This is a genomic window from Streptomyces asoensis, assembly GCF_013085465.1.
Classification (GTDB): Bacteria; Actinomycetota; Actinomycetes; order Streptomycetales; family Streptomycetaceae; genus Streptomyces; species Streptomyces cacaoi_A.
In genome coordinates this window covers 655,846-677,654 of sequence record NZ_CP049838.1, presented here as the reverse complement: position 1 = coordinate 677,654, position 21,809 = coordinate 655,846, and the positions used below count along the sequence as shown (strand labels likewise).

The 21,809-nt window shown below is 72.5% G+C and carries 17 protein-coding genes and 1 pseudogene; 7 read left to right on the top strand and 11 right to left on the bottom strand.

Features of this window, described 5'->3' with window-relative positions; genetic code table 11:
* The first annotated feature begins 1 nt into the window (after nt 1).
* Nucleotides 2-1,111, top strand: a complete 1,110-nt coding sequence (locus tag G9272_RS03125) for a sensor histidine kinase (protein WP_171395080.1) — start codon at nt 2-4, stop codon at nt 1,109-1,111.
* A gap of 27 nt (nt 1,112-1,138) precedes the next feature.
* On the opposite strand, the gene G9272_RS03120 is transcribed toward G9272_RS03125, so the two are convergent.
* Nucleotides 1,139-2,140, bottom strand: coding sequence for an NAD-dependent epimerase/dehydratase family protein (locus G9272_RS03120; RefSeq protein ID WP_171395079.1), 1,002 nt, complete (start codon nt 2,138-2,140; stop codon nt 1,139-1,141).
* Nucleotides 2,141-2,285: 145 nt separating this feature from the next.
* On the opposite strand from G9272_RS03120, the gene G9272_RS03115 reads away from it, so the two are divergent.
* A complete protein-coding gene (locus G9272_RS03115) occupies nt 2,286-3,017 on the top strand; it encodes a flavodoxin family protein (protein ID WP_171395078.1) in 732 nt (243 codons plus the stop codon).
* Between the two features lie 158 nt (nt 3,018-3,175).
* On the opposite strand, the gene G9272_RS03110 is transcribed toward G9272_RS03115, so the two are convergent.
* The 3 genes from G9272_RS03110 to G9272_RS03100 form a co-directional block, all read right to left on the bottom strand.
* Entirely contained in the window at nt 3,176-3,673 is a 498-nt protein-coding gene (locus G9272_RS03110) for a peptidylprolyl isomerase (protein ID WP_171395077.1), read from the bottom strand.
* Nucleotides 3,674-3,769: 96 nt separating this feature from the next.
* Nucleotides 3,770-5,248 carry a glutamate-cysteine ligase family protein gene (locus tag G9272_RS03105; RefSeq protein ID WP_171395076.1) on the bottom strand — a complete coding sequence of 493 codons (1,479 nt, stop codon included), beginning with the start codon at nt 5,246-5,248 and terminating at the stop codon, nt 3,770-3,772.
* Between the two features lie 238 nt (nt 5,249-5,486).
* Entirely contained in the window at nt 5,487-6,368 is an 882-nt protein-coding gene (locus G9272_RS03100) for a hypothetical protein (protein ID WP_253267689.1), read from the bottom strand.
* A 224-nt stretch (nt 6,369-6,592) separates the two neighbouring features.
* Here G9272_RS03100 and G9272_RS03095 point away from each other — a divergent pair, with 224 nt between their 5' ends.
* Nucleotides 6,593-7,009 carry a hypothetical protein gene (locus G9272_RS03095; protein WP_253267688.1) on the top strand — a complete coding sequence of 139 codons (417 nt, stop codon included), beginning with the start codon at nt 6,593-6,595 and terminating at the stop codon, nt 7,007-7,009.
* Between the two features lie 306 nt (nt 7,010-7,315).
* A complete protein-coding gene (locus tag G9272_RS03090; protein WP_171401814.1) occupies nt 7,316-8,938 on the top strand; it encodes an MFS transporter in 1,623 nt (540 codons plus the stop codon).
* Between the two features lie 357 nt (nt 8,939-9,295).
* Here G9272_RS03090 and G9272_RS03085 read toward each other — a convergent pair whose 3' ends face one another.
* Both G9272_RS03085 and G9272_RS03080 read right to left on the bottom strand, forming a co-directional pair.
* The gene (locus G9272_RS03085; protein ID WP_171395074.1) at nt 9,296-10,486 is read right to left on the bottom strand and encodes an MFS transporter; all 1,191 of its coding nucleotides are present in this window, start codon (nt 10,484-10,486) and stop codon (nt 9,296-9,298) included.
* A gap of 134 nt (nt 10,487-10,620) precedes the next feature.
* A pseudogene (locus G9272_RS03080) lies at nt 10,621-10,842 on the bottom strand (fic family toxin-antitoxin system, toxin component); the annotation flags it as partial.
* Nucleotides 10,843-10,974: 132 nt separating this feature from the next.
* Here G9272_RS03080 and G9272_RS03075 point away from each other — a divergent pair.
* On the top strand, nt 10,975-12,486 hold the full coding sequence (locus G9272_RS03075; protein ID WP_171395073.1) for a glycoside hydrolase family 3 protein: 1,512 nt from the start codon (nt 10,975-10,977) through the stop codon (nt 12,484-12,486).
* Nucleotides 12,487-12,575: 89 nt separating this feature from the next.
* Here the strand turns inward: G9272_RS03075 and G9272_RS03070 are convergent, their stop codons facing one another.
* Complete coding sequence (locus G9272_RS03070) at nt 12,576-13,607, bottom strand: glycoside hydrolase 5 family protein (RefSeq protein WP_437184245.1); 1,032 nt, start codon at nt 13,605-13,607, stop codon at nt 12,576-12,578.
* Between the two features lie 268 nt (nt 13,608-13,875).
* Between G9272_RS03070 and G9272_RS03065 the strand changes: the two genes are divergently transcribed.
* Nucleotides 13,876-14,904, top strand: a complete 1,029-nt coding sequence (locus G9272_RS03065; protein WP_171395072.1) for an N-acetylglucosamine kinase — start codon at nt 13,876-13,878, stop codon at nt 14,902-14,904.
* Between the two features lie 493 nt (nt 14,905-15,397).
* Nucleotides 15,398-17,707 (top strand): glycoside hydrolase family 3 N-terminal domain-containing protein, encoded by a 2,310-nt coding sequence (locus G9272_RS03060; protein ID WP_171395071.1) that lies wholly within the window; start codon nt 15,398-15,400, stop codon nt 17,705-17,707.
* On the opposite strand, the gene G9272_RS03055 is transcribed toward G9272_RS03060, so the two are convergent.
* From G9272_RS03055 to G9272_RS03040, 4 genes are all read right to left on the bottom strand, one after another.
* Nucleotides 17,671-18,549 (bottom strand): carbohydrate ABC transporter permease, encoded by an 879-nt coding sequence (locus G9272_RS03055; RefSeq protein WP_171395070.1) that lies wholly within the window; start codon nt 18,547-18,549, stop codon nt 17,671-17,673. The two genes, G9272_RS03060 and G9272_RS03055, sit on opposite strands and share 37 nt — an antisense overlap.
* Complete coding sequence (locus tag G9272_RS03050) at nt 18,546-19,565, bottom strand: carbohydrate ABC transporter permease (RefSeq protein WP_171401812.1); 1,020 nt, start codon at nt 19,563-19,565, stop codon at nt 18,546-18,548. The genes G9272_RS03055 and G9272_RS03050 overlap by 4 nt, the downstream gene beginning before the upstream one ends.
* A gap of 47 nt (nt 19,566-19,612) precedes the next feature.
* The gene (locus G9272_RS03045; RefSeq protein WP_171395069.1) at nt 19,613-20,983 is read right to left on the bottom strand and encodes an extracellular solute-binding protein; all 1,371 of its coding nucleotides are present in this window, start codon (nt 20,981-20,983) and stop codon (nt 19,613-19,615) included.
* Between the two features lie 186 nt (nt 20,984-21,169).
* Nucleotides 21,170-21,796, bottom strand: a complete 627-nt coding sequence (locus G9272_RS03040; RefSeq protein ID WP_171401811.1) for a peptidyl-prolyl cis-trans isomerase — start codon at nt 21,794-21,796, stop codon at nt 21,170-21,172.
* Nucleotides 21,797-21,809: the final 13 nt, after the last annotated feature.

The following is a 21,809-nucleotide window of genomic DNA, read 5'->3' as shown; positions in this document are numbered from 1 at the left end:
CGTGCGCGACACCCTGCTCATCGCCCTGTTCGCCTTCCTCGGCGCCCTGCTCGCCGGGCTGGTCGGCGCGGGGGCGCTGTGGCTGCTGCGCCGCCGGTCGCTCACCGCGTCGCTCACCGTGGTGGCCGCCGTCGCCGTGACCGCGATGCTGGCGGGCACGCTGGCCGTGGCCCAGGCGATGTTCCTGTCCGGGCACGACCTGAGTGTCGTGACGACGGTCGTGGCGATGGCCGCGGTGGTCTCCCTGGCCACCGCCCTTCTCCTCGGTCGCTGGGTGGTCGCCCGCAGCCGTGAACTCACCCGTGCCGCCCGTTCGTTCGGCGACGGCGGTGCCTTCACCGCCCCCGACGGTCCGACCACCGCCGAACTGGACGCGCTGAGCCGTGAGCTGGCGGCCACCAGCGGGAAGCTCGCCGAGTCCCGGGACCGCGAACGCGCCCTGGAGACGTCCCGACGTGAACTCGTCGCCTGGATCTCGCACGACCTGCGCACTCCGCTGGCCGGACTGCGCGCCATGTCGGAGGCGCTGGAGGACGGCGTCGCGGCCGACCCCGACCGCTATCTGCGCCAGATCCGCACCGAGGTGGAGCGGCTCAACGACATGGTGGGCGACCTGTTCGAGCTCTCCCGCATACATGCCGGTGCGCTCGCGCTCTCCACCTCCCGCATGTCCGTGTACGACCTGGTCGGCGATGCCCTCGCCGGCGCCGACCCGCTCGCCCGCGAACACGGCGTACGACTCGTCGGCGGCCGTGTCGAGCCTCTCCCGGTCGAGGTGGACGGCAAGGAGATGAGCCGGGTGCTGGGCAATCTGCTCGTCAACGCCATCCGGCGCACGCCCGCCGACGGCACGGTCGCCGTCGCCGCCGAACGTTCGCCCGCCGGGGTCGTCGTCTCCGTCACCGACGGCTGCGGCGGCATCCCCGAGGAGGATCTGCCGCGTGTCTTCGACACCGGGTGGCGCGGCACGCACGCCCGGACCCCGCCGGCCGGCGCGGGGCTGGGCCTCGCCATCGTGCGGGGCATCGTGGAGGCCCACCAGGGGTGGGCCACGGTACGCAACATCCCGGGCGGCTGCCGCTTCGAGGTGACCCTGCCGACGGCCCCCTGAGGGCCCGCCGGCTCCCGCCCCGGCCGCTCACTCCCCGCGCAGTCCGGCCCGCGCGAACTCCCGCATCCCCTCCTGGAACCCGACCTGGGGCTTCCAGCCCAGCTCGGCCCGCAGCCGGGCGGAGTCCGCCGTGATGTGGCGGACGTCGCCCAGCCGGTACTCGCCGGTGACGACCGGCCGGGGCCCGCCGTACGCGGCGGCCAGGGTCCGCGCCATCTCGCCCACCGTGTGCGGCTCCCCGCTGCCGGTGTTGTACGCCGTCAGCGCGCCCTTCGGCGTGTCGGCGTCCAGCGCGGCCAGATTCGCGGCGGCCACGTCCCGTACGTGCACGAAGTCCCGCCGCTGCCGCCCGTCCTCGAAGACGCGCGGGGCCTCGCCCCGGGCCAGCGCGGAGCGGAAGAAGGAGGCGACTCCGGCGTACGGGGTGTCACGGGGCATCCGGGGTCCGTACACGTTGTGGTAGCGCAGCGACACCGCCGTCCCGCCCGTCGACCTGGCCCAGGCGGCGGCCAGGTGCTCCTGGGCCAGCTTGGTCGTGGCGTACACGTTGCGCGGATCGGCGGGGGCGTCCTCGGCGACGAGCCCGGGGGCGAGAGCCCTGCCGCACGCCGGGCACGGCGGCTCGAACCGCCCCGCGTCCAGATCGGCGACGGCCCGTGGCCGCGGTCGCACCACCCCGTGCTCCCGGCACTCGTAGCGCCCCTCCCCGTACACGACCATCGACCCGGCGAGCACGAGCCGCCCGACGCCGGACCCGGCCATGGCGGCGAGCAGGACGGCCGTGCCCAGGTCGTTGCGTGAGACGTATTCCGCCGCGTCGGTGACCCCGTCGCCGAGCCCGACCATCGCGGCCTGGTGACAGACGGCGTCGACACCGGCGAGGGCACGGGCGACCGCAACGGGATCGCGCACGTCGGCGGCGGGGTCCTGCCGGACGTCGTACACGAGCGCCTCGTGCCCGCGCGCACGCAGGGCGTCGACGACATGGGACCCGATGAACCCGGCACCGCCGGTGACCAGTACACGCATACGGCCACGCTAGGGCCGCGGCCGGTCCGGGCCCCGTGACCCGCCCGGCACGTCATCACTCCGTAAGACGCAGTACGCGCGTCGGACCGGGACGAAACGGACTCTCCGCGAGACGCTTCCCACGCCTTCAGCAAGGGAGACCGTCATGGCAGCCTCGCCCTCCTCCGACGACACGTACCGCTTCGCCGACCTCAGCGCCCTGTTCGTCAACTGCACCCTCAAACCGTCCCCGCAGCTCAGCCACACCCAGGGCCTGGTCGACAAGAGCCGGGCCGTCATGGACGCGCACGGGGTGAGCACCGACGAGATCCGGGCCGTCGACCACGACATCGCCCCCGGCGTCTACCCGGACATGACCGGACACGGCTTCGCCACCGACGCCTGGCCGGCCCTGTACGAGCGGGTGATGGCTGCCGACATCCTGGTGCTGGCCGGACCGATCTGGCTCGGCGACAACAGCTCCGTGACGAAGAAGGTCGTCGAGCGCCTCTACAGCTGCTCCGGCCTGCTCAACCCGCAGGGCCAGTACGCCTTCTACGGCCGGGTCGGCGGCTGTCTGATCACCGGCAACGAGGACGGCGTGAAGCACTGCGCGATGAACATCCTCTACAGCCTCCAGCACCTCGGCTACACGATCCCGCCCCAGGCGGACGCCGGCTGGATCGGGCCGGCGGGTCCCGGGCCTTCGTATCTGGATCCCGGCTCGGGCGGTCCGGAGAACGACTTCACCAACCGCAACACGACCTTCATGACGTGGAACCTGATGCACCTCGCGACCCTGCTCAAGCGCAACGGCGGCGTCCCCGCCCACGGCAACCAGCGTTCGGAGTGGGACGCGGGCTGCCGCTTCGACGCGCCCAACCCCGACTACCGCTGACGTCCGACGCCCCGCGGCTCACCGGCATCAAGAGGCTGCCGGTCGAGGTGACCCTGGCCTGATCATGTCAAGCATGCCCGTGTACCCGCGCCCGGAACGACGGCGCTCGCGCCGCCGGCCGGGGATGACCCCCGGCCGGCGGGCGCTCACGACCGGGGTCAGAGCTGGCCGGACTCCGCGATGGTGATCTTCGCCGAGGTCGAACCGCTGCGCGAGCCGTAGGACTCGATCTTCTTGACGAGGGCCATGCTGGCCTCGTCGGCGACCTCGCCGAACACCACGTGCTTGCCGTCGAGCCAGTCGGTGACGATCGTGGTGATGAAGAACTGCGAGCCGTTGCTGTTGGGGCCGGCGTTGGCCATGGAGAGCAGGCCGGGCCGGTCGTGCTTGAGCTGGAAGTTCTCGTCGGCGAACTTCTCGCCGTAGATGCTCTTGCCGCCCGTTCCGTTGCCGCGGGTGAAGTCGCCGCCCTGGAGCATGAAGTCGGGGATGACCCGGTGGAAGGAAGAGCCGGCGAAACCGAAGCCCTTCTCGCCGGTGGCCAGCGCGCGGAAGTTCTCGGCCGTCTTGGGGACGACGTCTTCGAACAGGTTGAAGTTGATCCGCCCGGCGGGCTCGTCGTTGATGGTGATGTCGAAGTAGATCTTGAACGTCATGGTTCTATCCTGCACGGTCCTGCGAGCGCTGCCGAATCGAGGGGGTCGTGTCGGCGCTCACAGTCTCTGATCGGGGCGGTCGGCGAGGGTCTTCCCTCAGTCGACCGGCCAGGTGTGGGCGGGGGCGTTGAGGTGCATGTAGTCGATGTAGAGCTGCGTCATCCGCCGCAGCGCCTCGTGGCGGCCGGCCTGGGCGGAGGCGGTGATGCGATGGAACATCTCCTTCTGCCAGACGGCGCCGTTACGGCCGGTGACGCACCGTTGTTCGATGATCCCGAGCAGTGGTTCCCGCCAGGCCGCGTCCATCCCGGAGAGTTCCAGCCCCCGGTGGGCCAGCGGCAGCAGGCGGCGCAGTACGAGCTCGGCCACCGGCGCCTCGCCCATGCCGGGCCAGTACAGCCGGGCGTCGATGCCGTCCCGCGCCGCCGTGTGCAGATTCTCCTCGGCGGCCCGGAAGGACATCCGTGACCAGACCGGCCGCTCGTCCTCCACCAGGGCCCGGGTGAGGCCGTAGTAGAAGGCGCCGTTGGCGAGGGTGTCGGCGACGGTCGGACCGGCCGGCAGACAGCGGTTCTCCACCCTCACATGCGGCTGGTCGTTGGCGACGGCGTAGACCGGACGGTTCCAGCGGTAGATGGTGCCGTTGTGCAGGGTCAGCTCGCCCAGTTCCGGAACGTCCCCTCCGGCCAGCGTGTCGCGCGGATCCTGCTCGTCGCACAGGGGCAGCAGCGCGGGGAAGTAGCGCAGGTTCTCCTCGAAGAGGTCGAAGACGCTGGTGATCCACCGCTCCCCGAACCACACCCGGGGCCGTACGCCCTGCACCTTGATCTCCTGCGGGCGGGTGTCGGTGGCCTGCTCGAACAGCGGGATCCGGGTCTCGTGCCACAACTCCTTCCCGAACAGGAACGGTGAGTTGGCCGCCAGTGCCACCTGGACGCCGGCGATCGCCTGCGCCGCGTTCCAGTAGGCGGCGAACTCCTCGGGGGAGACCTGGAGATGGAACTGCGTACTGGTGCACGCGGCCTCCGGAGTGATCGTGTCCGCGTAGGTCCGCAGCCGGTCGACACCGTCCAGCTCGATGTGCAGATCCTCGCCCCGCGCGGCGAACACCTGGTCGTTGAGCAGCCGGTAGCGGGCGTTCTCCGACAGCGCCGACTCGCCGACGTCCTCCTGTCGCAGCGTGGGCAGAATGCCGATCATGATCAGATGCGTGCCGACCGACCGGGCACGCTGCTCGGCGTGATTGAGCGCGGCACGGATCTCGGCCTCCCAGGCGTCGGGGCCGCCCTGCGTCAGACGGCGCGGCGGCACATTGATCTCGAGGTTGAAGCGGCCGAGCTCGGTGGACCAGGCGGGATCCGCGATCGCGTCGAGCACATCGCTGTTGCGCATCGTCGGCTCGGCCTCGTCGTCGACCAGGTTCAGCTCGATCTCGAGACCCACCTGGGGCCGCTCGGACTCGAACCGCGACTCGCGCAGCATCTGCGCGAACACATCGAGGCACTCCTGCATCTTGATCCGGTACCGGCGGCGGTCCTCGCGGGTGAAGACCAGCGCCGGGACATCACGTCCCATCGGCCCTCCCGGCCTGTCCTGTGTCGGACGCCCTTGCCTCCAGCGTCGCACCACCGGACGCCCCTCACCATGCGGGATGCGACCGCCACCGGCCATGAGCGCCGGCGCGGAGCCGACGCGTGATCCGTGGCGCGCCCGCCGCCGTCCACCAGGCCGGGGCCCGGCGGGCCGACCGCCGGCCCCTGCGCTCACACGTCCCGGTGTTCAGCGGCCGTCGGGCGAGCGGACACCAGGAGACCTACTCGGTCGGTTCGGCCAGCCGGGCCACCTCCTGCGCGGCGTCCCGGGCTGCCCGCTCGGCCCGGTCCACCGCCTCGGCGGCGGTCCGCAGCCGTTCCTCGGCCTCCTTCTGGTCCTGCTCGGCGCGCCGGAGCTCCTGGCGCGCCTGTCGCAGCCGCTCCTCCGCCGCGGACTCGTGCTCACGGGCCCGGTCGTGCCGTTCGCGGGCCTGCTGGAGCGACGCGTCGGCATCGGCCCGTCCGGCGCTCGCCTCACGGAGCCGGCGGTCGGCGGCTTGCGCCGACCGGCGGGCCTGGCCGAGCTGCTGCTGCCGTCGGCGGCGCCGCTCGGCGAGCTCGTCCTTCGCGCGGGACCGTGTGTCCGGCGGCGCGGGCGCCGGTCGGGCCGGTCTGCGCGAGGGGCCGGCTGTCGTCGCGTCGCGGGACGGAAAGTCGGCCGGCGGGGTGAGGGCGCTCTCCAGGCGACCGGTGGCCCACCGCTCCGCCGCGTCCTCGTCGGCGAGCACCGCGCGCAGGGTGGATTCGACGTCCTGCCGAGCCGCGCCCGACAACCGGTGACCGGCATCACGAGCCAGCTCGGCGGCCTGGCGGGACAGCGCGGAGACGATGCTCCGGCGCTGCTCGGACAGCTCCCTGATCCCGTCGGCGTCCAGGGTCCGGTACGCCTCGCGCAGCGCCCGCCCCAGCTCCAGGAATTGCCCGCTCTCCTGCGGCTGCGAGCGCAGCAGCAGGTTCGCCGCCCAGGCCGCGAGGGTGGGGCGCCGGGCGGCATGGATCCGACGTGCATCGTCCCCGCGCCCGTCGCGCTCGGCCTCGGCGGCCAGTTGCTCCCGTCGGGAGACGAAGTCGGCCGGCGGTGTGACGTAGAGCTCGTCGAGCATCCGCTCCACCTCGTGCCCCGCAGCGGGTCGAGCGGGTCGTACACCCTTTCGCGCCATGATCGTCAGAGTCCACCCGGCCGGGTCCTGGCGCATCCCGACGGCGGGAGAGTCGGGGCTTGGCTGAGTTCCGGCCAACCTGATCGTCCCTGAGTACGCGTACTCAGGTCCGGGGACGATCACCCCGGCAGACTGTGGGGTTCATGACACATCACGGAGGAGCGAACATGAGCCGAGCGAGAAAGTCCCTGGTCATGACGGTGCTGGCCGCCTGTGCGCTGACGAGTGCCGGTACGGTGCCCGCCGCCGCGGCCGGGGATCCCCTGCTGCCGCACCCCGGTCCGGACGGCCTGGTGTGGGTGGAGGAGTGGACGGGGGACGGCGGCGTCGCGTCGGGGGGCGCCTGGGAGGGGCTGCCGACCGTCCTCACGGTGGCGTGCGAGGGCGGTGGCAGCGTGCGGGTGACGATGCAGTCGCAGGAGGCCGAGGTCGCCGCGTTCTCGGTCGACTGTCCGGCGGGAAGCGCCGGAGTGGGCTCGGCGACCATGGCCGCCGGCGTGGTGCGAGCCGGCTCCTTCACCGTGGGAGTGGACGCTTCGGCGGACGACGTCCGGTGGTCACTGACGGTGACTCAGCCGGAGTAGCGGGCCACCCCGGAGCGGCGAGCGCGCCGGCCGGCGGTACGGACCCCGGCATCCGCTGCCTGCGGTCTCCACCGGCTCCCCCTGGCTCCCCGACCACCACCGCCGGCATCGCGTCGGGGCCAGGGGCGCCACGGTCGTCGGAGACACGGCTGACCGGACTCGGCAGCGCCCTGTTCGGGGCCGCCGCCGCGGCCGGTCAGGCGTCCATGGCGGGCACCTGCCCCCTGCGATGACCTGCCTCCCCGTCGGAGATCTGCACCGGATGCGTCGTCAGCTGAGCGGGTTCAGACTGAGGGCGTGACTGGCATGTACACCAAACAGCAGGCGGGGAGTGCGCAAGAGGGTCCGCGCAGGCCTTCGCAGTCGGTGGCGCTCGCGGCCATGATGTTCGCGGTGGCGATGACGTTCATCGACCAGACCATCGTGGCGATCGCGACGCCGGACATCGTCAGCGAACTCGGCCTGTCCGCCTCCGGTATGCAGTGGGTCGTCAACGCATATCTGCTGTCGTTGGCCGCGTTCTTCGCCCTCGGCGGACGTCTGGCGGACCTGCTCGGTCCTCGGCGCGTCGTCGTGGCGGGCACCCTGGTGTTCGTGGTCTCGTCGGTCCTGTGCGGCTGCGTACCCAGCGGCGACTTCGCGCTGACGTGGCTCATCGTCTTCCGGTCGACGCAGGGGCTCGGCGCGGCGCTGCTCTTCCCCGCGGCGCTCGCGGTGGTCGTGGCGGTCTTCCCGGTGGAGCGACGCGGCCGCGCCCTGGCCCTGTTCTTCGGCGTCACCGGGGCCCTGACCGCCCTCGGGCCGCTTCTCGGCGGCTGGCTCACCGACTGGACCTGGCGGGCGATCTTCTGGGTCAACGTGCCCGTGGCCATCGTCGCGTTGATCCTGACCGCGCTCGCCCATGTGTCCGATCGCCGCCGTGACGAGCCCCTGGACGTGCGGGGCGCGGTGCTGATCGCGGTCGGTATGGGCGCGAGCGTGCTCGGCTTCCAGCAGGCGTCGGCGTGGGGCTGGGACAGCGTGCTCACCTGGGTCTGCATCGTGGGCGGTCTGGCCGTGCTGTGGCTGTTCTGCCGCTACGAACTGCGCACGGCCCACCCGTTGGTCAAGCTCGCGGTCTTCCGGGACCGCGCCTTCGTGGCGGACGGACTCGTGCTGTTCTTCGCCATGCTCGCGTTCGTCCCGCTGTTCTTCTTCGCCTCCGTCTATGCGCAGGTGTCCCTGAGCGCCTCGCCCAACCAGGCGGCCCTGTACCTGCTGTACTTCTTCGTGGGCTTCGCCCTCGCCTCGCAGTGGGGCGGGCGGATCCTGGACAAGCGGGGCGCGCGGCCGACCATGAAGATCGGTTGCGTGGTCGGAGCGGTGGGCTTCGCGCTCTGGGCCGGGAAGCTGACCGACCTGTCCATGCACGACCAGTGGCCCTACGCGGCCCTCGCGGGGGCCGGCATCGGCTTCATCCTCGCGCCCGCCTCCACCGACGCCGTGAACCGGGCGATCGACGCCTCCTACGGTGAGGTCACCGGCATCACCCAGACGATCCGCAACTACGCCGCGAGCGTCGGCCTGGCACTCTTCGGCACCCTGCTGACCCATCGCATGACCGACAACGTCACCGACACGCTCCAGTCGCGTGGAGTGCCCTCCGGGGCCGCGGAGGGCGCGGCGAGGAACGTCGCCGAGGCGATCACCGGCAATGCCGACGACTGGCAGCTCAGCGATGGCGGCCCGGTCGCGCGGACGGTGCAGGACTCGATGTCCGCGATCCGGATGGACTTCGCCGAGGCCAACCAGTGGGTGTTCTACGGGATGGCGATCGCCCTGGGCATCGGATACCTGTGCGCGCTCCGGCATCCCGGCGGCACGAGCGGCACGGAACGGGCCGACGAGCCGTCCGACGACCGCTCGCAGACCCTCGACCGGTCTTCCTGACGACGCACGACGGACGACGCACGACGGACGACGGACAAGCGGTCGGAAGCCGGGGCAGCCGTAAGGCTTCCCCGGCTTCCGGGTCTCAGCGGCTGCGAACGGCGCTGGTGGTGAAGAATCCCATGGCCGCGGCGCTGAGCAGGGCACAGAAGGCGAGGAGGGCGGTACGTCGCATCGAGGGGCCTTTCCGGTGATGACGGATGGGTTCTGCACAACGCCGGTCGGCCCTCTGTCGCTTCGCCCCGGGACCGACCCCACCCGTACGGATGCGGCCAAGCGTGTGAGCGTGCCGCCCTGTCCCGCGACGCCGGTGCTGCGGCCCGGCGCGCGACAGGCCGCGTCCGAAGACTCAGGCGTTCACATCCCCACCCGTACCGGCCGCCGGAGCAGATAGGCCCCCGCCGTCGAGACGAGGACGGCCATGCACCCGATGAACACCAGCCCCGCACCCTCCAGGCCGAGGGGACCCACCAGCAGTCCGACGCCGATCACCGGCACCGAGATGCCCGCGTAGGCCACGACGAAAAGCGTCGAGATCACCGCCGCGCGGCTGTCCTCGGGAGACGCCCCGGCCACCGCGGACAGCGCCCCGCGAAACGCCAGCCCCTGCCCGACCCCGCCGACGATCGCGCTCAGCACCACCAGCGCCAGCAAATCCCACCGCAACGCGCCAGCGAGCAGCGCCAGCCCGGCCAGGAGCGCGGCGCAGCCCAGCGGCAGCGATCGCCCGACCCCGACCCGGCCGACGACCAACTGCCCGGCGGTCGAGGCGAAGAAGGCCAGCGCGACGATGAGACCGCTCACGGCGTGATTGCGCACGTCGAGGGAGTCGGCGAGAAACGCCGGGCTGACCGAGGTGAACACGCCGAACAGCGCGAACCCTACGAACGAGGCGATCGCCGCCGGCCCGAACACCGTCCGCACCTGAGGGGGCAGGCCGGGCCGCTGCGGCCGTACGGTGCTCAGCGATGTCTGGTGCCGCACCGTCTCCGGGAGCCACGCCACGACGGCGAGCGAACAGGCCACCAGGGCGAGATGCACGGCGAACGGCAGGTACAGCGGCCAGTCGGCGTACTGCGCGAGCACTCCGGCGAGCAGTGGACCGCAGCCCAGCCCGCCCATGTTGGCGGCCGTCGCGACGAACGTGGCCCGGGAGCCGCCGCCGGGCGGTGCCAGGTCCATCACGTACGCCGTGGCGGCCCCGGTGAACAGCCCGGCGGACAGCCCCGACAGCAGCCGCCCCGCGTACAGCCAGCCCAGCCCGGTGGCGGCCAGGAAACACACGGCGCTCGCCGCCGCGCATCCCAGGCCCGCCATCAGCACCGGACGTCTGCCCACCGTGTCCGAGGCGTTGCCCGCCAGCAGCAGCACACCGATGACTCCGAAGGCGTACACCGCGTACACGACGGTGACCGTCAGCTCCGAGAAGCCGAACTTCTCCTGGTAGAGGCCGTAGAGGGGGGTCGGCAGCGTGGTGCCGGCCATGCACACGGCGAAGACGGCTCCGCCGAGCAGACAGGGCAGCCATCCTCGGTGATCACGGTCCATGCCGGCGACAGTAACCCCGCTCGGCGCCCCGCCGAGGCCCGACGTGCCCGACATCCCGCGAGACGCTGCGCCGCCCCGGCTTCCCTGACGGCGCCCATTTCGGAGCGCCGGATCGCCCCGGGCCGGGACGATGATCAGGCGGCGGTCCACTCCCGCAGTTGGCGGGCGATGCGGGCGACGCCGAGTGTTCCGGCGGCGGCGTCGCGCACGAGGGCGACGGCGGCTTTGGGCGGGTAGTGGAGCCTGCGGGAGTTGAGGATCGGACAGGCCTCGGTGGCGTGCCAGGCGAATGCCTCGTTGGAGTTCTCCAGGCACGGCGGCTTCACCAGGGTCTGGAGCAGGGCACCGGCCCTGAGGCGCGGCCCCTACGGTTCCAGTGGTACCAACTGGAGGGCCCGCCTCTGCGAAACGCCCCCGCGATCGGCGGATTGAATCGTCAATCCACCGGAATATTGACTTTCGGCTTGACGAGCCAGAGGATTTCGGGGGTGACGCACCCCGCCCCCGGGCCCGCCGGCCCGGCACTCCCCGCCGACCTCGACGAGGCGGCCCACCGTTGCCTCGTCGCGGGCTTCGACGGCACGACCACCGTCCCCGACACCCTGAAACGGCTCGTCGACCGCGGACTGGGCGGGGTCATCCTGTTCACCCGCAACGTCCGCGACGCCGACCAGGTCCGCGAACTCACCGGCACACTGAGGACGTTGCGCCCGGACCTGCTGATCGCCATCGACAACGAGGGCGGCGGCATCGGTCACCTGGTGGCCGCGGGCGCCCCCGAGGTGCCCGGCTCCTGGGCGCTCGGCGTCGCCGACGACCCGCTGCTCACCGCCGCCTGCGCCGACGCCCTGGCGGGACACCTGCTCTCGCTCGGCATCACCGCCTCCTACGCCCCCGTCGCCGACGTCCAGAGTCGGCCGGAGAACCCCATCGTGCGCACCCGCGCCTTCGGATCCGACCCCGAGCTGGTCTCCCGGCATCTGCGTGCCTGGATCGCGGCCACCGAGGCGCGCGGTGTGGCCTCCTGCGCCAAGCACTTCCCCGGGCACGGCGGGACCGTCACCGACAGCCATCACGAGCTCGCGGTCGACCCTCGGCCCTACGACCGGCTCGACCTCGCGCCCTTCCGGGCGGCCGTCGAGGCGGGCGTGCCCATGCTGATGAGCGCCCATGTCGTGTTCCCGGCCCTGGACCCGGACCGGCCCGCCACCCTCAGTCCGCGCATCCTCTCCGACCTGCTCCGCGGCGAACTCGGCTTCGACGGCGTGCTGGTGAGCGACGCGCTGGAGATGAAGGCCATCGCCGACCGCTACGGCGAGGCGGCCGGCGCGCGTCTCGCGCTCGCCGCGGGAGCGGACCAGGTCGTCGTCGCCGTACCGGACCTGGAGGTCACCCTCGCCTGCCGGGACGCCGTGCTCGACGCCCTGGGGTCGGGGGAACTGGCCGAGGCGCGGGTGACCGAGGCCGCGGAGAGGGTGCGGCGGCTCGCGCTGCGCTACGCGCTGCCGTACCGGCCGGGCGCGGTGGCCGCGTGGGACACGGAGGCCGGGCTGAGCGCGGCGCGGCGGGCCGTGCGGCGCGGGGGGCCGTTGCAGGAATCGGGCGTCGGCGCGGGCGCCCATGTCGTCGACCTGTTCCCGGCCCCGCACCCCGCCCTCAACTGGGGCGGCGAGGACCTCCTGACCGCCTGGTACGCCCTCGACCCGACGGTCACCGGGACGGCGGTCGCCGGGGAGCCGGAGGACGCCGGGGGTGTCGTGGAGGTCGTCGTCGAGGAGGTGCTGCGGGCGGCCGAGGGACGGCCGCTGGTCGTCGCCGTGTGCGACGCCGAGCTGTACCTCTGGCAGGGGCGCATGCGGGACGCGCTGCTGGCGGCGCGACCGGACGCGCTGCTGGTCTCCACCGGGTTGCCGGAGCCGGGCAGCGCGGTGTGCTCGCACGGCAGGGGGCGGGTCAATCTGCGGGCGGTGGCGGAGGTCCTGACGGGCCGCACGTCCTGACCGGGGCGAAGACTCCGGGGCCGGAGTTCCGGCCGGCCCCGGCCCCCGCCCTCCTCCCGGCCCCCGCCCTCGCTCCCGCACCGGGCGTCTCACTTCCCGTCGACCAGCTCCGTGATCCCCCTCGCGGCCAGATACGCCGTGTCCGCCGCGCGCTCCGCCAGGACCACCGCCGGGCGGGTCCCCTCCTGGCGCAGCCGCATCCAGGCGTCGAAGAACGCGCCGCCGGGCCCGGACACCGAGCGCGTGGACGGGGTGCAGTGCAGAACAAGGGCCGTGGTGCGGGTCGGCGGAGGGCCGGGGGTGGCGCGGAGTTCGGCGACCGTGGCGGACAGGGCCTTCGCGATCGGCTTGGGCCGGCCCGCGGAGTCGAACAGGCCCAGCGTGTACTCCAGCTCCGGGAAGTCGGCCAGCGAGCGGTCGACGTCGTGGGAGCACCACCAGGTGACGCCCCACAGCCGTGCGCAGCCGGCCGCGTTGAGCAGTGTCGCGCGGGCGAAGTCGGGGGCGTCGGCCGCCGGGATGTGCGGCTCGGGGGCCCCGGTCTCCTGGACCCAGACAGGGCGGGCCGGATCGGTGGCGTAGGCCGCCGCCAGTTCCGTCCCGTACTCCGCGAGATGGTGCACCTGCGGTGAGCGCGGACCGTAGCGCCGCGCGCAGTCGGCGGAGAACACCCAGGGGTGGACGGTGGTCAGGTCGCCCTTGCGGGCCGAGGCCTGCGGGGTGAAGGGGTGGTCGTCGCCGTACCAGGCGGCGTCGTACGCCGAGTGCGTGACCAGGCCGGCGCCGTCGCCCAGTCCGTCCCGCGCGGCGGCCAGCAGCGTGTCGAGGTAGTGGTCCACCTCGGCCACCGACACCGGGTTGTGCTCGACCAGGTTGTTGAGCTCGTTGCCGAGCTGGAGCCCGAGGAGACGGGGGTGACCCGACAGCGCGCGGCCCAGCGTGCGCAGCAGCAGCGCCTGGGCCTCGATCGCCTCGGGGTCGGTGAACACGTTGCGGTGGTGCCAGCTGCGCGTCCACTCCGGGTAGAAGTCGAAGCTCGACAGGTGCCCCTGGACGCCGTCCACCAGGACGTCCAGGCCGCACTCGGCGGCCAGGTCCGCCAGGCGGACCAGCTGGTCCACGGCGGACGCGCGGACCAGGGTGCGGTTGGGCTGGAGCAGCGGCCACAGATGGAAGACCCGGACGTGGTCCAGACCCAGCCCGGCGATCTGCGCCAGGTCCTCGCGCGCGAGCCCGGGATCGAAGTCGTGCCAGGCGTGGAACCAGCCGCGGCGTGGGGTGTAGTTGACACCGAAGCGGAGCTCGGGCGCGGACCGGTGCGTGTTGATGGCGTCCTCCTCGCGAGACGGACCTTGTCTCGGGCGAATGTATCAACCACCATGGGATGCAATGAATAGTGATTTGAACCAAGACCGCGATCTCGTGGTCGGCCTCGACGCCGGTGGCACGCGCACCCGTGCCGTCCTGGCGGACCTCGGCGACGGCCGACCGCGGGGCGAGGGCGCGGCAGGGCCCGGCAACGCGCTCACCGTGCCGGGTCCCGAGCTCGCCGACCACCTTGCCGAGGCTCTCGCGCAGGCCGTGCCCGAACCGCTGCGCGGGCGGGTGGCCGCGGTGGCGGGCGGCTTCGCCGGCACCGGTCACCAGCGCCAGGGCGCCGACGAGCCCGGCCGGGTGCGGGCCCGCACGGCCCTGTCCGGCGCGCTCGCCCGGCTGGGCATCACCGCCACGACGGTCGACGTCCACAGCGACATCGAGACCACGTTCGCCACCGCCCCCGGCCACCCCGCCGACGGCCTGGTCCTGGTGGCCGGCACCGGCGCGGTCGCGGCCCGGATCGCCGCCCGGGCGCCGACCGCGACCTCCGGCGGCGACGGCTGGCTCCTCGGCGACGACGGCAGCGGCTTCTGGATCGGCCGCGCGGCCGTCCGCTCGGCCCTGCGGGCGGCCGACGGCCGGGGCGCGCCCACCGTCCTCGCCCGCGCGGTCGGCCGCGAGCTCGGGCTGCCGCCGGGCGTCCTGCCCCCCGAGGCCTACGGCGTCACGGACACCGCAGGCTGGAGCGCGGTCCTGCGCACCGCCTACCGCGCGCATCTGCTGCCCGCCGTCATGGACCGGCCGCCGGTCCGGCTGGCCGACCACGCGCCGCTGGTCGTCCGGGCCGCCGAGGAGAAGGACGCCGTCGCCGGGGAGATCCTGCGGGAGGCCGCGCGCCGACTGACGGAGACCGTGACAGCCCTGGCCCCGCGCCCGGGCGAACCCCTGGTGGTCACCGGCGGCCTGCTCGCCCCGCACGGCCCCCTGCTCACCCCCCTCACCGAGCGCCTGGCACATCTCGCGCTCACGATCACTCCCGTGTCGGACGGCTCCCCGGGCGCCGTGGCCCTGGCCCGCCTCGCCCACCGCACCACCCGCTGACGCGCCCCGCGCAAGGACGACCCGCGCCGCACGACGACCACTCGGCCGCTCCGTACCCGGATACCTGTCACGCCCGTCGCGCCGCCCGCTGACGCCCGGCCTCACAAGGACGCCCCCATGCCCCTCCAGGACCACCCGGCCGCTCCGTACCCGGACACCTGTCACGCCCGTCGCGCCGCCCGCTGACGCCCGGCCTCGCAAGGACGCCCCCATGCCCCTCCAGGACCACTCGGCCGCTCCGTACCCGGACACCTGTCACGCCCGTCGCGCCGCCCGCTGACGCCCGGCCTCGCAAGGACGCCCCCATGCCCCTCCAGGACCACCCGGCCGCTCCGTACCCGGCTACCTGTCACGCCCGTCGCACCGCCCGCTGACGCCCGGCCTCGCAAGGACGCCCCCATGCCCCTCCAGGACCACCCGGCCGCTCCGTACCCGGCTACCTGTCACGCCCGTCGCACCGCCCGCTGACGCCCGGCCTCGCAAGGACGCCCCCATGCCCCTCCAGGACCACTCGGCCGCCCGCTACCTCGACCCGGCCGCTCCGCTGGACACGCGCGTCGCCGATCTTCTCGACCGGATGACCACGCGCGAGAAGGTCGGCCAGCTCAACCAGCGGATGTACGGCTGGGACGCCTACCGACGCACATCGGCCGGGGACTTCGAACTCACCGAGGCACTGCACGCCGAGACCGAGCGCTTCGAAGGACTAGGCGCCCTCTACGGTTTGATGCGCGCCGACGCCTGGTCCGGTGTCGACCACGGCGACGGACCCGGCCTCGAGGACAGCGCCGACCTCGCCGACCTGGTCCAGCGTCATGTCCTGGAGCGGAGCCGGCTGCGGATCCCCGCCCTGTTCGTAGAGGAGGTGCCGCACGGCCACATGGCCCTCGACGGCACCGTCCTCCCCGTCAACCTGGCGATCGGCGCCACCTGGGACCCCGCCCTGTACGAGCGGGCCGCGGCCCACGCCGCCGCCGAACTGCGCGCCCGGGGCGGCCATCTGGCGCTCGTCTCCGCGCTGGACATCGCCCGGGACCCGCGCTGGGGACGTACCGAGGAGTGCTTCGGCGAGGACCCGTACCTCGCGGCCCGGCTGACGGAGGCACTCGTCCGGGGGATGCAGGGCGCGGGGGAGCGGTTCGCGGCGGACAAGGCGCCCGTCGTCCTCAAGCACTTCGCCGGCCAGGGCGCCACGGTCGGCGGCCGCAACTCCGCCGAGTCCGAACTCGGCCCGCGTGAACTGCACGAGATCCATCTCCCGGCCGCCCGGGCCGGAGTCCGGGCCGGGGCCGCCGCCGTGATGGCCGCCTACAACGAGGTGGACGGTCTGCCCTGCTGCGGCAACCGTGCCCTGCTCACCGGACTGCTCCGCGAACGGTGGGGTTTCGGGGGCCTGGTCATGGCCGACGGGCTGGCCGTGGACCGGCTGGCCCGCATCACCGGTGACAAGGTCTCCGCCGGGGCTCTCGCCCTCGACGCCGGAGTCGACCTCAGCCTCTGGGACGAGGGCTTCACCCACCTGGCGGAGGCCGTCGAACGGGGCCTGGCCAGCGAGGCCGCTCTCGACGCCGCCGTCGCCCGCGTCCTGCGGCTGAAGTTCCGGCTGGGCCTGTTCGAGCAGCCGTACACCCGCCGCGCGGCGGTGCCCGTGGACGCCGGACGGGAACTGAGCACCGAACTGGCCCGGGCCTGCGTCACCCTCCTGCACAACACCGGGGGCGTCCTCCCGGTCGGGCCGGACGTGCGGCGCGTCGCCGTGCTCGGCCCGCACGCCGCCACCACCGCCCACCAGCTCGGCGACTACACCGCCCCACAGCGCCCAGGCACCGGCGTGAGCGTCCTCGACGCGCTGCGCCGCCTCGCCCCGCCGGGCACGGACGTCCGCCACGCCAGGGGCGCGGCCCTCACCGGCGCCGACCTCACCGGCATCCCCGAGGCGGTCGCGACGGCCGCCGCCAGTGACCTGGCCGTACTGGTGCTGGGCGGCAGCAGCGCCCGCACCCCCGACACGCAGTTCGACGCCAACGGGGCCGCCCGGACGGTCGTGTCCGAGATGACCTGCGGCGAGGGCGTCGACCTCGCGGGACTGCGGCTGGGCCGGGCCCAGCACACACTCCTGGACGCGGTCACGGCCACCGGCACACCCACCGTCGTCGTCCTCGTCCAGGGCCGCCCGCACGCCGTCCCGGAGGCGGCGGACCGGGCCGCCGCGCTGCTCACCGCCTGGTATCCGGGCCCGTGGGGAGGCGAGGCGATCGCCGAGGTGCTCCTCGGGCTCACCGAACCCGTCGGCCGCCTGCCCGTCTCCGTGCCGCGCTCGGCCGACCGGCTCCCCGTCCACTACAACCACAAGGACACCGAGTACGGCTCCTACGTCGACGGCGACGCCGGGCCGCTCTACTCCTTCGGGCACGGGCTGTCGTACACGACGTTCCACCACGGGCCGCCCCGGTGGGCCGGGCACACCGTCGAGGTCGACGTCACCAACACCGGCACCCGGCCCGGTCGCAGCGTCGTCCAGCTCTACGTCCGCCGCCTGCGCGCGCCCGTCTGGCCGCGCACGCTCGAACTGCGGGTGTTCCGGAGCGTGGAGCTCGCGCCGGGGGAGCGCCGTACGGTCGCGATACACCTCGGCGCCGACCAACTGGAGCTGGTCGGCGCCGATCTGGAGACGGTCGTACCGTCACAGGCGGTGGAGATCCGGGTCGCGGTGTCGGCACGGGAGGCGCTCACCGCAGTCCCCCTCGTCCTCGAGGTCGGGCGCGATCAGAGCTTGACGGCCCCCGACGACACGCCCTTGTAGAACCAGCGCTGTGTGATCACGAACAGCACCAGCACCGGGACCACGGAGATCACCGAGCCGGCCATCACCACCCGCTGGTCGTAGCCGAACGACGAGCTCTGAAGCCGGGAGAGCCCCAGCGTCAGCGTCATGTGGCCCTCGGAGCGCAGCACGATCAGCGGCCAGAGGAAGTCGTCCCAGGCGCTGATGAAGGTGTTGATCGTGACCACCAGGATCGCGCCCCAGGCGGACGGCAGATACAGGTACCGGAAGCGCTGCCACTCGTTCGCGCCGTCGAGCATCGCCGAGTCCTCGATCTCGCGGGGCACCGCCAGGAACGCACCACGCATCAGCAGGACGTTGATGGCGCCGACGAACCCGGGCAGCCACACGCCCACCAGGTTGTCGACCAGACCCAGGTCGCGGATGCTCAGGAACAGCGACACCATGATCGACTCGAAGGGGAACATCATGGAGGCGATCAGTACGACCCAGACCGCCTTGCGGCCCTTCCAGCCCGGCTTGGAGAGGATGTAGCCGGCCGTGGTGGAGAACAGCAGCTGGCTGGTGACCGACAGGGCGACCACGATCACGCTGTTCCTGATGTACGTGGCCACCGGCACCTGGTCGAAGACCTGCCGGTAGGCCCGCAGCGTCGGGTGGTGCGGCAGCAGCGAGGCGTCGGCGCCGAACACGTCCTCGCTCGTGCTCTTCAGTGAGGCCAGGAACTGCCAGACCAGCGGGCCGACGGTGATGCCGAGCACGAAGAGCAACAGCAGGTAGCGGACGACCAGTTCACGGGGGCGGCCGTACTCCCGCCAGCGCGGCACCAGCCGCCGGGGCTTGTCCACCGCCGTCGTCATGACTCGTCCTCCTTCGTCAGACGCTGCGCCAGCAGGGTCAGCCCCAGCGTCAGCGCGAACAGGGCCACACTGACCGCCGAGCCGTAGCCGGCGTTGCCGGTGAGCGGGTCCAGGCCGACGTCCCGGATGTAGAAGGGCAGGGTGCGGTCGGCGCCGCCGGGCCCGCCGGTGGAGCTGCCCAGCATGTAGATCTCCGTGAACACCCGCAGCGAGCCGATGCCGGTCAGGGTGCCGACCAGCATCATGGCCTGCCGCACACCCGGCACGGTGATGTGCCAGAAGCGGCGGACCGTGCCCGCGCCGTCCATGGACGCGGCCTCGTGCAGCTCCTTCGGCACGTTCCCCAGCGCGGCCAGATAGAAGATCATGTACCAGCCGAGCCCCTTCCACAGCGTCAGGCCCATGGCGGAGAGGAGGATCAGCCAGGAATCGGACAGGAACGGGATGGCGTCCTTGATCAGATGGGCCTTCTCCAGCCAGGTGTTGATCAGCCCGTCGTCGGCCAGCAGCCACTGCCAGCTCAGCCCCACGACCACGCTGGAGGCGAGCACCGGCGTGTAGAAGGCGGAACGGAAGAAGCCGATGCCGGGCAGGTTCTTCTCCACCAGGACGGCCAGCATCAGCGGCAGCAGCACCATCAGCGGTACGACGATCACCGCGTACAGGACGCTGTTGCGGGTCGCCAGCCAGAAGTCGGGATCGTCGAGCATCCGGGTGTAGTTGGACAGCCCGACGAAGTCCGCGGCGCCGCCGAGCGGCTTGGCATCGGTGAACGACAGCAGGACGGTGTTGAGGAACGGGAACACGCCGAACACCACCGCGCAGACGACGGCGGGCGCGGTCCACAGCCAGGGCAGCCACCAACGGCGGTACAGCGCCGCGCCGTTGGCGCCGGCGGAGGGGCCTGGCAGCAGAGCCCGGCCGAGGCGGCGGACCCGGGACGGGGCCGGGCCCGGCACGGAGACCGTGCGCTCCCCACCGGGCACGGGCACCGGGGTCGTGGTCTGCGCGTTCATGGTCTGCGCGTTCATGGGCTGGGCGTTCATGGCCTGGGCCGCCACGATCAGCCCGCCTGCTTCAGCAGCTCGTCGGCCTTCGACTGGGCGTCCTTCACGGCCTGTTCGGGGCTCTTCTTGCCCTGCATCGCCAGCTGCACCTGCGCCACGATCGCGTTCTGCACGGCCGGGGAGAGGTTGGTCTGGTAGGCGGTGGTGGTCTTGAGCTGTTCGGCGACGAGCTTGCGGGCCTCGGAGAAGGGGTCGTCCCCGGTCACCTTCTGGAAGAACGGGTCGTCCAGCGAGACGGTGGTCGTCGGGAAGATCACCACGTTCGGGTCCTTGCACCAGGCCGTCTGGTTCTCGGCGTCGGTGAGGAACTTCGCGAAGGCGAGCGCCGCGGGCGCGTGCTTGCTGGTGGCGGCGACCCCGATGTACTGCGGTGCCCCCGTGGTGTGGCCGAGCTTGTCGTAGGGCTGCTGGCCGACGCCGGTCTTGGTGTAGACCGACGGGCTGTTCTGCTTCACGAACCGCACGAAGCTCGGGTTCGTCGAGCCGTAGGCGACCTTGCCCTGGCTGTACAGCGTGGAGGGGTCGTTGCTGGAGGACAGTGAGTCCTTGGGCATGGCCCCTTCCTTGTACAGCTTGGCCATCCAGGCGACCCACTCGGTGGTCCTCGGATCATCGGCGAAGACGGCGGTCTTGCCGTCGTCGGCCAGCACCTTGATGTTCATCTGGTCGAAGTCGGCCGGGATCCGCCAGACCGGGTTCGCCATCGTCGCGTAGTACTTGCCCTGGCCAGCCTTGGCGATCTTCTCGTAGTCGGCGAACAGTCCGAACAGGGTCGTCGGAGGTTTCGCCGGGTCGATCCCGGCCCGCTCCAGCAGGTCGGTGTTGTACGTGAGGACGATGCCGCCGGTGTACCAGGGGAGCACCGTGTGCTGCGGCATGCCCGAGGAGTCCTTCATGGTGCTGGAGTTCCAGAACGCCGGGACGAACGGCTCCTTGGCGTCCGGGTCCTTGACGCCGAGGTTGAGCAGGTAGCCGGCCTTGGTGAGGGCGGTCCCGGTCTCGGAGTTGAGGTTGAGGACGTCCGGCAACGTGCAGGCCTGGGCGTCGGCGACGGTGCGCTGGGTGAAGGTGTTGTCGCCGGGGTCGTCGATCCACTTGACCGAGGCGTCGGGGTGGGCCTTCTCGAACGCCTTGATCACTCCGTTGAAGAAGTCGCCGAAGTCTTTCTTCAGGTTGGTCGTCTGGAAGGTGATCTTCCCTTCGACATCCCCGGTGAGCTTCCCGGAACCGACGTTGCCCTTGTCGACCTCGCAGCCGCCGGCCGTGGCGTCCCCGCCGTCGGAGCCGCCCGACAGGCCGCAGCCGGCCGCGGTCAGGGCCAGGGCTATGACGCCTGCCACGGTTCCGGTCAGTCTTCCCGCACGCATGTTGCCTCCTGCGATCCGGCAGCCGCTGATGCGGGCTGCTGGCCCAAAGTGCCGGTCCAAGCGCTGGCCAAACTGCTGGTTCAAATCACCAACTTGGACTCCGATTGATGAAAAGGTGGACCAGAATTCATCGGAGGTCAATGCCTTGCCGTGTTGCTTTTCGGTTCCGGGTGGTTACCGGCGTGTTCAGTGCCGGTGCTCGTGGTCCGGGTGCGACGGGTCGCCCGGGTGCTCGTGCCCGGGCGCGTACTCCACCTCGGCCCGGGCCCGGTCCAGCCAGTCGAAGAAGGCCTGCCGGCCCACCGCCCGCCGCAGCTCCCGCACCACCTGGTCACGGACCTCCGCGTACGGCAGGAAGTCCCCGGCGCCGGCAACTCCGTACGGGTCGACGCCGCGCCGCAGCGCCTCGGGGGTGAGGAATCGGTCCGGATTGCGGTCGTAGTAGGCCCGTGCGGCCTGCTCCGGCACCTGCTGCTCGGCCTCCAGCGCCGCCAGCAGGGCGCGCACCGCGGGGGAGTGGGCGAGTGCCACGGCGACGATGCTGCCCAGGTCGGCGACCTCGGTGCCGGACACCGCGAGCACCCGCGCCGGGGACACCTCGGGCGGTGGTGCGAGGCCGCGCTCGGCGCAGGCGCGGCGGGCCAGTTCGTCGACGACCACGACCTGCGTGGCCCACCGTCTGCGCTGCCGCTGCGCGCGGGCCAGTGCCTCCGGCCGGGTCTCCCGGTCCCGGGCGGGCACCGCGTCCAGCACCACGTCCACCCGCCCCTCGGGCACGGCCTCACCACGCACCAGCGCCGCATGCCCCCTCACGGCGTGGTGTGCG